The organism is Shewanella gelidii, from assembly GCF_014647855.1.
Lineage (GTDB): Bacteria > Pseudomonadota > Gammaproteobacteria > Enterobacterales > Shewanellaceae > Shewanella > Shewanella gelidii.
The window spans coordinates 1-12,738 of the sequence record NZ_BMPZ01000006.1; the positions used below are offsets into that span (position 1 = coordinate 1).

Genomic DNA, 12,738 nt, shown 5'->3' on the forward strand with positions numbered 1-12,738 from the left:
ATCCGTAACTTGGTATTCACCGGCGTCAAAACGATTTCTCTTGCGATGGCCCAAATATAGGCAATCATCTCTCTAGCAATCGCAGTGACAACAACATTGTAATGTTTGCCTTTGTGCATGAGACGCTGATATCGGCGGCACAGCCTCAACTGTGCTTGCCACGCGATATCGACAATCTGTTTTGGTAGGCCTTCTTGTCGCTTTTGAAGCTCCGTTGAAATGTTGGCTGGGTATCGATAAGAATGAGCGCCTTCGACAAGTAACCTTCGCGCTCTCCCGTTACCGCATTTGGTAATCGGTCCAGTATTTCGTTTTCCGCCGCTCGAATGCTCTGAAGGCACCAAGCCTAAATAGGCGACTTCAACAAATTCTTTGTGAGTGTCTAAACCTATGAAAAGTATGCTATGTTTGCTCATGCTGATCTCCAATTTTTAGTTTCTTTAACAAAACTATTATGGCTCTGGCTTCAGCTAACCCACGATTGATTGGAGATCAGCATCTTTAGTGGGGAGTCATTATGTTTAAGTGCTATAGGGAGTTCGTTTGAAGTATTCGGCAAAATTGATCATTTTAATTTACTCATTAAGTTTCTCTGTTCTGGGACAAAACCAAATGACGGCTTCAGATGTTACTGGCTTCTTTTTGAATGAAATGAAAAACAAAGAATATTTTAATGCTTCTGAGTATGTGTCACAGGAAGAGCTTTCTTGGTTAAAAAACTCTACAATCCCATTGTTAAAAAACGATGAATTTCTAGATTCCTTTGAACTTGATAAATTGTCAGATCAAGGAATAAGTGACTTAACAGAGTCAGAAATTTTTGCTTTATGGTCAATGCTTGTTTGGGAGCGCAGAGATAAAAGTTTTGGTAGTTTCCAACCAGCAAATGTTCTCGGTGAAGTCTCAGAAAGTGAAAAAGTTTCACATGTGGTTGTACGAGATATTGTTAATCCTATATATGAAGCCGTAGTTTACACATTAGTAAATGAAAATGGATCTTGGAAAATTAAACTTCCGAGAATTATTCGAGGAACTGTTACAATTTACCAACGAGTAAGCACTTAACAAGACACAGCAGGCAGATTTCAAGCTGGCTCTTGGTCGTGCCTCGCAGATTGTAGCCAGCCAAGTTGCTCCCGCTTGGGGCGTTAGAAGTACAAGGATGCACATGAGCACTATTGATTATTCAAATTACACTCTTGATGAATTATTTGATGTAAAAGAAAATATTTCCCATGACTCTCCTAACTACCCATTGTTACTTGCTGAACTCGAAAACCGAAAGGAAGAAGTGACTGAAGCAGTAAAAAAGTCTGAAGAAGAGGCTTTTTCGTTAGCCGAAAATAGAGTGAAAATAATTGGTTGTTTTCAATTGATTGCCTCAATAGTAATTTTGTATTTTTTTATTGATTCATTATTAGATGGCGGTTCTTCTATTGAAGAATCACTGTACTATATATTTTTTATTACCTTAAACGCTATTGCAGGATTTAGTGCTGTTAAAGAAAAATATGAGTGGTATTGGATATCCATTTTTAACCAATGCATACAAATACCAAGTTTTGCTTTAGGTTCAATTTCTGCAAATTATTCCGGATTAGGTGGCGTACATATTGGTGTAGTTTGGGGTGAAACAGTTGAGTTTATTTTATCCGCACCATTTTCACCTGGTTTTTTATACCAAGAATATACTGGCACTTTGCCAACGCAATCATTTGCTATAGATCTCCTAGCATTTGTTTATATTGCAGCATTGCTAACGGTTGGCGAGGCTAAAAGTACTGCTAACAAGATGCTAAACAGTGACAAAAGTTAAATTACAGGTGAATGAACATCTATCGTCTATTAGTAATAGTTTTGGTACTACTAAACATCTCTTGTTCTGAGAATAATGTTGATTATGAAGAAGCGATCTACGAATCTCTTTTTCTTGAAATAATTGGTAATGCCTACGATAAAGCATTTCTAATTAATAGTACTGATCTAAAGTGGTTTGAAACCTACGATATTGAAAAAATAAAGAAACACAACGAAACAGTTGGCATTGATGCAGGCCTTCTAGAGAATCTCTACGCTGTAAATAGTAAGAGCTACCCAATTAAATGGCAGCCGATTATGACAACTATTGTAATGTTACCCAGTAGTACACATGAATCCCCGAATAGAGACGTACGGTGTGGCATAACTCAGAAAAATCGAATATATCGTAGCTATCATACAGTATCTAAAGTGGTTTTTTCAGATGATGGGCTCTCGGCTTTAGTGGCGCACGGCTATCATTGTGCGCCGTTAAGTGGCGCAACTGAGCAACTTATTCTTTTCAAAAAAAGTGGTAATAGGTGGCTAGTAGAAAAAGGTATTCGCTTGTGGGTATCTTAAAATTTAACAAGGCAATCTTGCCTCGTTCGCTTCGCTCAAGTATAGCCAAGCGTCGCTCACACCTTAATGCGGCGTTACCGTATATCCACTTGCCAAACATTCCCTAATGAGATTTATCACTTTAAGATCTTTAACTCTAGCAAGTTTTTGCCCAGTTCCTTGCAGACAGGGTGGGGCAACACCAAACGGCACGTTTCTGCGTTACCGTATTCACTCAAGTGCAGAACACTTCTTTCTTAGATTCGTCAAGGTACACAGCGACGGTATAGGTTGAAAAGTAAGATAGGAATTCGGGTATCTACTGGTCACTGTCGTTTTTGTTCAATCTTTCCTATCACGCTTTTCCTACTATTGTCGTCATAGAAAAGGGCACGTCATTCCTGATGTCGTTCCTTCTTACGTAATAACGCAGCACCAATAGTTAGGAAACTAGCCATGTTAGAAATCAAAACAATCAACACATTAGAAGAAATAAACGAACTAAAAAGACAGTACTTTGAACAAACTACAGCTCCGCTTGATGGGATGTGGCACTTTGGTTTTGTGCCTACGTCCTCTCATTTTGGTTTTTATGAGGACGATACTTTAATTGGATACTGTTGCATTAACGCTGACGGTTATATGTTGCAGTTCTATTTGTCACCGACAGCCGACATTCAGGCGAGAGAATTGTTTACTTTGATTGCAGAGCAAAACAGCTTAGTAGTTGATTCCATCCAAGGTGCGTTTGTGAGTACAGCCGAGCCCCACTATCTATCGCTTTGCTTAGATAACTCCACTTCATTTAAAGTGAATGCGCTAATGTATCAGCAAGTTGCTCCTTATGCTTCTGAAAGCGCATCAGGTTTAGACTTAACGCTTGCAAATCAAGATCAACTGGCTGAGTTCGTTGAATTTGCGGTGAGTAATATTGGTGCTTCCGCACAATGGTTGTCTGAGTACTTCAGTTATCTAATTAAACGAGAAGAGCTTTGGGGGTATTGGAAGGAAGATCAGTTAATGGCGACGGGAGAGTGCCGCTTATTTGATGAACACCAAACCGAATATGCAGACTTAGGGATGATTGTCGCTGAGTCAGAACGAGGACAAGGGATCGCCACGCGTGTACTCATCCGTTTGGTAAGCATAGCCAATGAACGTGGTTTAGTTCCGATTTGTTCGACTGAAAGTGGCAATCTGGGCGCTCAAAAAGCGATTCTCCGAGCAGGGCTAAAGCCTTTAAACCGTATTATCCAGATGGAATTTGACCACCAATAAGTGGTTAATTGATAAGTCATTGCACCGATCTGCTCAGGGCTTATTTGTTAAAATGCTAACCTGGCATATAGTGATAGTAGATGCCGCGAACATATTGAGCATATTATGATCCATTGGCTAAGGCCTTCAAAGATACCCGAAGTTGCAAAATACATTGAGTGTTACTGGCTTATCGAAAAGCACCCAGATGCCAAGAGCATCGATTACCCGAAATTAAACCCTGATCCATCCGCTCATCTGATCATTTCTCCCACCAAGCAGACTTACCACTACGATATGAACCCTGGGGCGGTTAACGGTAAAGGCAGCCACTGGTTGTTTCCCCATCATCAGACACTTCAACTCGATCACTCAAAACCTTTTGTCCACCTTGGAGTCAAGTTTCATATTGGAGCTTTCTATTCACTGAAACTATTCTCAGCTCAACGGCCAATACTTGATTGCGTTGAAGAAGTTCAGTTAAGTGCACTGTTTACTGATCTATTTGAGGATGAGGTGCAATTGGTTGAACTGGCACGAAATAATCCAGAACTGTGTTGTGAAAAACTAGATAGTCTTTTTTTGCCATTGGCTTTGAACAGCCATGAGGACCAACATAGTCAGATAACACGCAGAGCCCTTCAAACGCTGGGTTCGGGATCAATTTCTGAACTGGGCAACCAGCTATATTGTTCACAACGTACCTTAGAAAGAAGCTTCAACAGGGTGACAGGTTTAACGCTTAAACAGTGTCAGTCTATGAATAAACTTGAGGCGATGCTGGAGTACCTTTACCAACGCGAGTCAGATGATATCGATTGGGTTGATATTGCATTTCGGTTTGGTTTCAGTGATCAACCTCACCTCATCCGCTACTTAAAGAAACAAATTGGGCTAACACCTAAAACATACGAAAAAGAGCGTGGTTTAACGATTGATGTGTATGGCGGTGTTCGCTCTACGTAATTTGTCGGAAATGTTCAATCAAGTCGTTTGTCGTTCACCTATCATGCCCTGAACGATTTGATGAGACCGCAATATGAACCACTTAACCCCAACACTGCAACAACTTGGGTGGAAGCCTTTTTTTCAGCAGCAAGTTAATCTGGAAGAGTTAAGCAACCTAAGCATTGGCCGAGTTGTTGAACAGCACAGAGACCGCATTGTTGTCGTGTCCCCGAAGGGACAATCAAGTTTAAGACCTATGCCTTTTGATCAAAGTGTCTGCGTAGGCGATTGGGTACTATTCGATGACACATTGAGAATATGCCGAAGTCTGGAGCGACAGTCGATATTTAAACGAAAGGCTCCTGGCACTAAAGTGTCAGAACAGCTCATCGCTGCCAATATTGATACCGTCATGATTGTCTGTTCTCTGAATCATGATTTTAGCCTGAACAGAATAGAGCGGTATTTAGCCATCGCACGAGAAGCTATGGTTGAACCTGTGATCATTCTTACGAAAGCTGATTTATGTGAAGATGCTGATATTAAACGACTACAGGTTCAAGAACTCGATCCTACTCTTGTCGTTTACACCATAAATACGTTGGATAACAACGATATCAAGCAGCTTGAAAGTTACTGCTTTGACGGCAATACTCTGGCGTTTTTAGGTTCGTCTGGCGTAGGAAAGTCAACTTTGGTTAACGCCCTCGTCGGGTATGAATTTCATCAGACGGGAGGAGTCAGGGAAGAAGATAGTAAAGGAAGGCATACCACGACTCACAGAGCATTAAAAGTGCTTCCCCAAGGGGGGATTCTTATGGACACTCCTGGAATGCGGGAACTACAACTGAGTCGTTGCGAACAGGGAGTGAACCAGACTTTCAGTGAGATAACTGAACTTGCAGATAAATGCCGTTTCTCTGATTGTACGCATAGGTCTGAACCTGGCTGTGCGATACAACAAGCAATCAAAGGTGGACTCCTCTCAGAGCGACGCTTACTTAATTATCAGAAACTGAAGCGTGAGCAGGCTCTGAATGGAGCATCGTTGGCAGGAAAAAGAGCGAAAGATAAAGCATTAGGGAAGTTAATAAATAGTACCCAGAATGCGTCTCGACGATATAAAAAAGGCCATTAACAGTCATTTGCTTCAGTACAGCGTATTGAAGCGTCAAACTATGGGTTAGAGGTCGTTTAACTGCGTGGATATATACCACTTAGGAAACAACCTCACGCCCCTAAGATTTATTTATTGAGGAAAACATGATTCGTTCATTACGTTTAGACGATGTGGATAACGCTGTATCTATTTGGTTTTCTGCATCAATTAAAGCGCACGACTTCATTTCTGAAGCGTACTGGTCTTCCCAGAAGAGGAACATGCGAGATGTCTATTTACCCAATTGTGAATCATGGGTTTATGAATCAGCTGGAAGTATTCTTGGTTTTGTTTCTTATTATGAAGGGAGCATACCTGCTATTTTCGTTGATCCAAAGTCACAATCCTGTGGTATTGGCACGCAGTTACTCAATCATGTCAAAGATAAATACAGTGAACTAACGTTAACCGTTTACTCAGAAAATGAAAAAACACATCAGTTTTATCGTCATCATGGTTTCATTGATTTAAGTAAATGCATTTGTGAACATACAGGAAAAGAGCAGTTTAAAATGTGTTGGGCCAAATTTTAAATGGATAACTTCCACCAGTCAGTCATAGTGCCAACTTTGTTTGGCGCATTCAATTGTTGTTCCCATTGACCTAGGCCTTCTGAGACACGGTGGTCGTTGCCATTTGAGGAGACTAAAAAGTAATCTGAAGGATATTGATTGGCATTTTATGCTACAGGGCTTCGGCTGCTGATTTAGCGTATAAAACGCGTAAATGCCACATATTAGTTTTGAATAGATACCATGCTCTGGCTACTTTACAAAATCATGTGTAGAAGCCAGACGAAATTTCCTTTTGCCCAATCTATTTCTGATTCGCTTTTTGAATACCTAATACACAGTATTTTGTCTTTACCCTATCGCTTTATTTATATTCTCCAGTTTTTCATTCGGTTGCTATCTAAGCAGAAGCTCGACTTGGGTTTGATTTCATAGGATTGAATTCGTGTTTCATATTTGAGTTGGGCATACTTCACAAGAGTAAAGACCTACCCATAAGAATGAGGTGAACTGTGTTACGTGCCAATGTCAGTTTTTTGATGTCGATGTTTTTAGCAAGCCTACTATTTGGCTGTGCGGTAAAACCTTCTGAACCCCTCGATAAAGAATTTAACAATTCTGTTCTGAAGAAAACAGACAAAGATAATGCTCAGTTGATCTTATGGCGTAATTGGAGATTTGTATCGGGTGGCGTGTGGTCAGCATTTTATATTGATGAAAAGCGGATTGGTGAATTGAAGAGTGGTTTGTTTGTTCTGGAAGTGGAGCCTGGCATGCACATTCTATCCAATGTTTTTCCTTCAGAAATAATATTGCCAGAACAGCTGCCTTCAAAAGTTGCCAGATGTAATATTAAGATTGAAGTGAAGGCAAACAAAACATATAGCTTCTACCAAGACTCATCATTCAATAATACATCCCTGCCATCAGGATGCTATCGAATGAGTGGCTTGTTAGAAGGGGTGCATCCCGATGCTTATGGTCAAACCGTTTATAAGCCTCAAAATCGTCTGATAACAAAGCGCTCCGATGATGTTGATTCTCAGTCAAAAGCTCAAGTTACCAATAAAAAGAAACCAGCTAAAATTTCCAAGCCCACAAGCCAACATGTGCGTACGGTTCAGCCTGAACCAAGCAAACTGGCCAAGATTAATCCGGCCAAGTCTATAGCAAATCAACCTAAACCAGCTGTACCCGCGACGGTAGTAAAGAAGCCCGCGGTGATAAAGCCAACCCAACCGTCTGCATCGAAAAACGTCGCTCAACGACCAAAAGGGGAGCCAACAAGTTATGGTGTCGAAAATACACTTACTGATGGCGGTTACCAATGGAAGCAAACCAAGGCTGAGTTGGCGGTGTTGCCAGCGCAGTTACGCGGTGGTTATCAACTTTTTAACGAGGTTTATTTTTATGATGAGGGTTACTTTTTAAGATTGAGCTGGCGAGAAAACCCTAACTCAGGTCAACAGGAAAATGGCTCGATTAAAAATGGCGCATGGAAGAAGATAGGCAACAAAATTGTAACCCAAGAATATTTATGGTCGATGGGGAATCGCTATGCGTATCGTGAAGTGGAATATATGTTGTCTAAAGATAAGCTGACCCGGGTGAAAAATACGATTTACTATTTTAGAGATTCTCGTTACCACAAGAAAGGGGAGGTCGATGAACTTCCAATCGGCAAAAACGCTTGGCAAGCCACCAAAGGCCGTGGTCCACGAAAGTTTAACGAATATTTAAATGGCGAATTTAGTATGTATATTGGCCAGCAGACTAAAGATGATCTTAATATTAATTTGGCTAAGAAAAATGCGCTGCGTCCTACAAAGTGGAAACAAAACCAGTCGGTACAGCCTTGGCAAAACCGCGAATGAGTCGAGTTGAGTTCATTTAATCAATGGTAGTGAACGCAAGAATCAAAGAAAGCATTGATTGAGCCGTACGATTGATGAGTTTGTTGTTACCAGTAAGCTCTTTATTTTGAGTATCGACTATTGAACATTTTTAATAATATTCGTGTTGCAATTCATTTTTATACAGATTGTTGATGAATTGAGCATCTGAACTCAAAAAAAGGTTTTTATGCTTTACAGTGAAACGGCTTGGATATACTATGCGTCTCGTTCGGAGGGGTGGCAGAGTGGTCGAATGCACCGGTCTTGAAAACCGGCAACGGTTTACCCCGTTCCAGGGTTCAAATCCCTGCTCCTCCGCCACATTAAGGAAAAGGGCTACCAGAAATGGTAGCCCTTTTTTGTTGTTGAGAAAAAGCAGCATATACCTAAAAAGTACTAATTTACAATACTTTAAATTAACGGGTCTCAATATGCATGTATGCAGTTTTTCTTTTCAAATGCGTTATGATGCGATAAATTGACTGTTTACTGATGTCTTTCTTATCAGTGTATAGTGGTTTCGCTGTAAATTGAGGTGTAACAATTGGTTTCTGTATTTTTAGTTGATGATCATGAACTTGTGCGTACCGGTATTCGACGCATTCTTGAAGATGACAAAAATATCAAAGTGATTGGTGAAGCTGGTGATGGAGAAGCTGCCGTTCAGTGGTGCCGAAATAACGAAGCCGATGTTATTTTGATGGATATGAACATGCCGGGTATTGGTGGTTTAGAAGCGACGAGAAAAATTTTACGTTTCCAACCCCATGCCAAAATTATTGTGCTGACGATTCATACTGAAGATCCATTCCCAACCAAAGTTATGCAAGCGGGCGCCTCTGGATATTTAACTAAAGGTGCAACGCCACCAGAAGTGCTGCAGGCAATTCGACAAGTCGCTCATGGGCAGCGTTACCTATCGCCAGAAATTGCACAACAAATGGCTTTAAGTCAGTTTTCTCAAACGGAAGAAAATCCATTTAAAACACTTTCTGAAAGAGAGTTGCAGATCATGCTGATGATCACCAATGGTGAAAAAGTCAATGATATTTCTGAGCAACTAAATTTGAGCCCAAAAACAGTTAATAGTTACCGCTATCGTTTGTTCGCTAAGTTAGGTATTAGTGGCGATGTTGAGTTAACTCGTTTGGCGATACGTTATAAAATGCTGGATACGGGTGAGTTCTAACTCGTTAGTGATCAAACTGGAGCTGGATCCAAATAAATTTAGTCTGTAGAAACGGCTAACCAGCTTCTGTTTTTAGCCATGTTTATCAGCGATTAGCTTCAAAGTTTGTCTATACAAGAACGATAGGGAATCCAATGCCCAATTGCTTCAACCATAAAGCCTTTTTGAAATCAGTCTCGTCTTCACCCGGTGTTTATCGCATGTACGATAAACATGAAACGGTGATTTATGTAGGGAAAGCTAAAGATTTAAAGAAGCGTCTATCTTCCTATTTCAGAAAAAACTTAGATCATGTCAAAACACAGGCTTTGGTGTCTCATATACATCAAATTGACGTTACGCTGACCCATAGTGAAACCGATGCACTCATTCTTGAGCATGATTATATCAAGCAATATCAGCCTAAATATAACGTGCTCTTGCGTGATGATAAGTCATACCCTTATATATTGCTGAGCGGGCATAAACACCCTAGATTGGCATACCATCGGGGGCCACAAAGGGAAAAGGGGCGTTATTTTGGGCCGTATCCCAATGGTGGTGCCGTTCGTGAAAGCCTCCACCTATTACAACGTATTTTTCCTATTCGGCAGTGCACCGATATTTACTACAAAGCTCGTTCTCGACCCTGTTTACAATTTCAAATTGGTCGCTGCAGTGCGCCGTGTGTGGATAAGATTTCTGAAGCTGATTATCAGGAGCAGGTGCAACTTGCTTCTTTGTTTCTAAAGGGAAAAGATCAACAAGTTATCAGTTCATTAGTCGAAAAAATGGAAGTCGCAGCGCAGTCTCTACAATATGAGCAAGCCGCACGTTTTCGAGACCAAATTGTTGCGCTTCGCAAAGTTTCTGAGCAACAAGAAGTATCGAATACAAGTGGTGACATGGATGTGATCGGTGTTCATTACGCGTCTGGCGTAGCTTGTTTTCACTTACTCTTTATTCGCTGTGGTAAGGTGTTCGGTAGTCGAAGTTACTATCCTCAAATTCCGGAACAAACCGACTTAGGTGAACTACTGCATAGCTTTATGATGCAATTTTATTTAAATGCAGATATTCAAAGGACAATGCCGAAAGAAATTGTTCTTAGTGAAACATTTGAGGGACAGCAGCAGTTAGCGGAAGCAATATTGCAAGCATTGGGCAAAAAGGTCGTAATTAAAAACCAAGTGCGAGCTGAACGAGCGAACTTTTTACGCTTAGCTATCACCAATGCGCAAAACGCCGTGGAAACGCGCTTATCCCATAAAAATACAGTCGAGCAACGATTTTTATTGTTAGAAGAAGCGCTAGAAATGAGCACTCAAATACAACGAATGGAGTGTTTTGATATTAGCCACACCATGGGGGAAAGTACCGTTGCATCCTGTGTGGTGTTTAATCGCGAAGGACCCGATAAAGGAGAGTACCGCAAATACAATATCAATGGGATTACGGGTGGCGATGATTATGCGGCGATGAAACAAGCCGTTAGCCGTCGATTCGATAAAATTACATCCACAGGGAAAATTCCGGATGTTCTGTTTATTGATGGTGGCCTAGGCCAGCTTAGAGTTGCTCAAGAAATCATTGATACCCAGTTTGCCCAAATTGATAAAACCCCATTGGTTATTGGAGTCGCAAAAGGAGAGGGGAGAAAATCGGGCCTAGAAACATTGATATTAGGGGAAACTGAAAGCACTTTTACGCTCGCGGCTGACTCACCTGCATTTCACCTCATTCAACAAATTCGCGATGAATCACATCGCTTCGCAATTACAGGACACCGTGCAAAACGTCAGAAGTCACGTAATACCTCGTCCCTTGAAAGTATTGCCGGAGTTGGGCCGAAAAGGCGCAAGGCGCTTTTACAAAATTTTGGTGGCTTGCAAGAGGTTCGTAATGCCAGTGTCGCAGAGCTCAGCAAGGTGCCGGGGATCAGCGTTGAAATGGCGCAATTGATCCATGATCAACTCAGAAGTTAGTGATGATTATTATTCACGCAAACTCGCCAGTTTTGTTAGTAAAACCCCAGTCTTGATGTAAATTTTGACTATTCGAGTGAGATATATTGATAGGGCTCATGATTTAGGGCAAGATTGGCGCTGCTTTTTGACTAACTGGTTTTATCATGCCGTTTAATGTACCGATTGCATTGACTTTATTCAGGCTGCTACTTTTGCCTGTTTTCGTAGTTTTCTTTTACTTGCCGTATGAATGGGCACCGTTTTGGGCGGCCTTTGTATTTTGGCTAGCTGCGGTGACTGATGCACTTGATGGCTATGCGGCTCGAAAACTGAAGCAGTTGACTCGATTTGGCGCGTTTTTAGATCCAGTTGCAGATAAAGTGATGGTGACGACGGCGCTAGTCTTGTTAGTTGCCGATTACAATAGTTTGTGGATGACGTTGCCAGCTTTGCTCATGATTGGCCGTGAAATCGTTATTTCTGCGTTAAGAGAGTGGATGGCTGAAATTGGAAAGCGTGGCTCTGTAGCGGTTTCTTGGGTTGGTAAATTCAAGACCGCCGCGCAAATGGCTGCAATAACCGGTCTGATCTGGAAGCCGAATGAGTTTATTATCATTCTTGCGTATATCACTTTTTATATTGCTGCTGTATTAACATTTTGGTCGATGATGACCTACATTATGGCGGCGTGGAAAGACTTGATTGCCGAAGAATAATGCAATCAACGAACTGAGTTGCGCAATAATGGCGCAATGAGATCGATAATTGCGCAAACGGATATAAACCGTGTAAACAAGCGTTGACTCTGCCCATCAAATCGGTAGAATTCCATTCCGCAGTCAAGGGGGAGTCAGCAAACCGCTGATTTTACCGAGATAAAAGCCCGCAACATTCAAGCGTGCTTGATAAATGCAAAGGCGACATTAGCTCAGTTGGTAGAGCGATACCTTGCCAAGGTATAGGTCATCGGTTCGAACCCGATATGTCGCTCCAATTTTTTGATTGGAACAAAGGCGCGATGGCAGAATGGCTATGCTGCGGATTGCAAATCCGTCGATCTCGGTTCGACTCCGGGTCGCGCCTCCACAAATTACAATTTGGTGAGTGTTCTCGACACAGTATTAACTACCGATAATACGCATCACCAAGTTAACGAGTTTGCCCGAGTGGTGGAATCGGTAGACACAAGGGATTTAAAATCCCTCGCTGAATAAGCGTGACGGTTCAAGTCCGTCCTCGGGTACCATTCTTCCTATGAAGAACAAAATAGCCAGCTAAAAGCTGGCTTTTTTGTATCTTGAGCTCAAGTAAGCGACCTCCAGGTATCCAATCTCAAACGCCGCTCTTCGTCCTCTTCAAATTGTGAAACATTTTAGTTTAATCAATTTGAAGGGCATCAATATCAATCCTTCGTTACTTACAGCAGCGGCGTCGTTCTGTTATGAATAAAGCTTAATACTTAGCGGATGATTTT

The 12,738-nt window shown here is 41.4% G+C and carries 11 protein-coding genes, 4 tRNA genes and 1 pseudogene; 15 read left to right on the forward strand and 1 reads right to left on the reverse strand.

The window, feature by feature from the left end; all coding sequences use genetic code 11:
- Positions 1 to 359, reverse strand: a pseudogene (locus IEY18_RS11450) (transposase); the annotation flags it as partial.
- Between the two features lie 184 nt (positions 360 to 543).
- On the opposite strand from IEY18_RS11450, the gene IEY18_RS11455 reads away from it, so the two are divergent.
- From IEY18_RS11455 to IEY18_RS11525, 15 genes are all read left to right on the forward strand, one after another.
- Positions 544 to 1,065, forward strand: coding sequence for a hypothetical protein (locus IEY18_RS11455; protein WP_188920956.1), 522 nt, complete (start codon positions 544 to 546; stop codon positions 1,063 to 1,065).
- Positions 1,066 to 1,168: 103 nt separating this feature from the next.
- Positions 1,169 to 1,816 (forward strand): hypothetical protein, encoded by a 648-nt coding sequence (locus IEY18_RS11460; protein WP_188920958.1) that lies wholly within the window; start codon positions 1,169 to 1,171, stop codon positions 1,814 to 1,816.
- Between the two features lie 11 nt (positions 1,817 to 1,827).
- Positions 1,828 to 2,379, forward strand: a complete 552-nt coding sequence (locus tag IEY18_RS11465; RefSeq protein ID WP_188920960.1) for a hypothetical protein — start codon at positions 1,828 to 1,830, stop codon at positions 2,377 to 2,379.
- Between the two features lie 435 nt (positions 2,380 to 2,814).
- Positions 2,815 to 3,636, forward strand: a complete 822-nt coding sequence (locus IEY18_RS11470) for a GNAT family N-acetyltransferase (RefSeq protein ID WP_188920962.1) — start codon at positions 2,815 to 2,817, stop codon at positions 3,634 to 3,636.
- Between the two features lie 105 nt (positions 3,637 to 3,741).
- Positions 3,742 to 4,581 (forward strand): helix-turn-helix domain-containing protein, encoded by an 840-nt coding sequence (locus IEY18_RS11475; RefSeq protein ID WP_188920964.1) that lies wholly within the window; start codon positions 3,742 to 3,744, stop codon positions 4,579 to 4,581.
- 73 nt (positions 4,582 to 4,654) lie between these two features.
- Positions 4,655 to 5,701 (forward strand): ribosome small subunit-dependent GTPase A, encoded by a 1,047-nt coding sequence (gene rsgA, locus IEY18_RS11480; protein ID WP_188920966.1) that lies wholly within the window; start codon positions 4,655 to 4,657, stop codon positions 5,699 to 5,701.
- A gap of 125 nt (positions 5,702 to 5,826) precedes the next feature.
- Entirely contained in the window at positions 5,827 to 6,255 is a 429-nt protein-coding gene (locus tag IEY18_RS11485; protein WP_188920968.1) for an N-acetyltransferase, read from the forward strand.
- A gap of 491 nt (positions 6,256 to 6,746) precedes the next feature.
- Positions 6,747 to 8,108 carry a hypothetical protein gene (locus IEY18_RS11490; protein ID WP_188920970.1) on the forward strand — a complete coding sequence of 454 codons (1,362 nt, stop codon included), beginning with the start codon at positions 6,747 to 6,749 and terminating at the stop codon, positions 8,106 to 8,108.
- 252 nt (positions 8,109 to 8,360) lie between these two features.
- A tRNA-Ser gene (locus IEY18_RS11495) sits at positions 8,361 to 8,450 on the forward strand.
- Between the two features lie 223 nt (positions 8,451 to 8,673).
- Complete coding sequence (gene uvrY, locus IEY18_RS11500) at positions 8,674 to 9,318, forward strand: UvrY/SirA/GacA family response regulator transcription factor (protein ID WP_188920972.1); 645 nt, start codon at positions 8,674 to 8,676, stop codon at positions 9,316 to 9,318.
- 134 nt (positions 9,319 to 9,452) lie between these two features.
- Positions 9,453 to 11,282, forward strand: coding sequence for an excinuclease ABC subunit UvrC (uvrC, locus tag IEY18_RS11505; RefSeq protein WP_188920974.1), 1,830 nt, complete (start codon positions 9,453 to 9,455; stop codon positions 11,280 to 11,282).
- A gap of 146 nt (positions 11,283 to 11,428) precedes the next feature.
- Complete coding sequence (gene pgsA, locus IEY18_RS11510; protein WP_188920976.1) at positions 11,429 to 11,980, forward strand: CDP-diacylglycerol--glycerol-3-phosphate 3-phosphatidyltransferase; 552 nt, start codon at positions 11,429 to 11,431, stop codon at positions 11,978 to 11,980.
- 201 nt (positions 11,981 to 12,181) lie between these two features.
- Positions 12,182 to 12,257: transfer RNA gene (locus IEY18_RS11515), tRNA-Gly, on the forward strand.
- A 19-nt stretch (positions 12,258 to 12,276) separates the two neighbouring features.
- A tRNA-Cys gene (locus IEY18_RS11520) sits at positions 12,277 to 12,350 on the forward strand.
- Positions 12,351 to 12,424: 74 nt separating this feature from the next.
- A tRNA-Leu gene (locus IEY18_RS11525) sits at positions 12,425 to 12,510 on the forward strand.
- Positions 12,511 to 12,738: the final 228 nt, after the last annotated feature.

Excerpts from the sequence above, each read along its gene's own strand:
- IEY18_RS11460 (WP_188920958.1), top strand. The coding sequence starts at position 1,169 with ATGAGCACTATTGATTATTCAAATTACACTCTTGATGAATTATTTGAT.
- IEY18_RS11465 (WP_188920960.1), top strand. The coding sequence starts at position 1,828 with ATGAACATCTATCGTCTATTAGTAATAGTTTTGGTACTACTAAACATC.
- IEY18_RS11470 (WP_188920962.1), top strand. The coding sequence starts at position 2,815 with ATGTTAGAAATCAAAACAATCAACACATTAGAAGAAATAAACGAACTA.
- IEY18_RS11475 (WP_188920964.1), top strand. The coding sequence starts at position 3,742 with ATGATCCATTGGCTAAGGCCTTCAAAGATACCCGAAGTTGCAAAATAC.
- rsgA (WP_188920966.1), top strand. The coding sequence starts at position 4,655 with ATGAACCACTTAACCCCAACACTGCAACAACTTGGGTGGAAGCCTTTT.
- IEY18_RS11485 (WP_188920968.1), top strand. The coding sequence starts at position 5,827 with ATGATTCGTTCATTACGTTTAGACGATGTGGATAACGCTGTATCTATT.
- uvrC (WP_188920974.1), top strand. The coding sequence starts at position 9,453 with ATGCCCAATTGCTTCAACCATAAAGCCTTTTTGAAATCAGTCTCGTCT.
- pgsA (WP_188920976.1), top strand. The coding sequence starts at position 11,429 with ATGCCGTTTAATGTACCGATTGCATTGACTTTATTCAGGCTGCTACTT.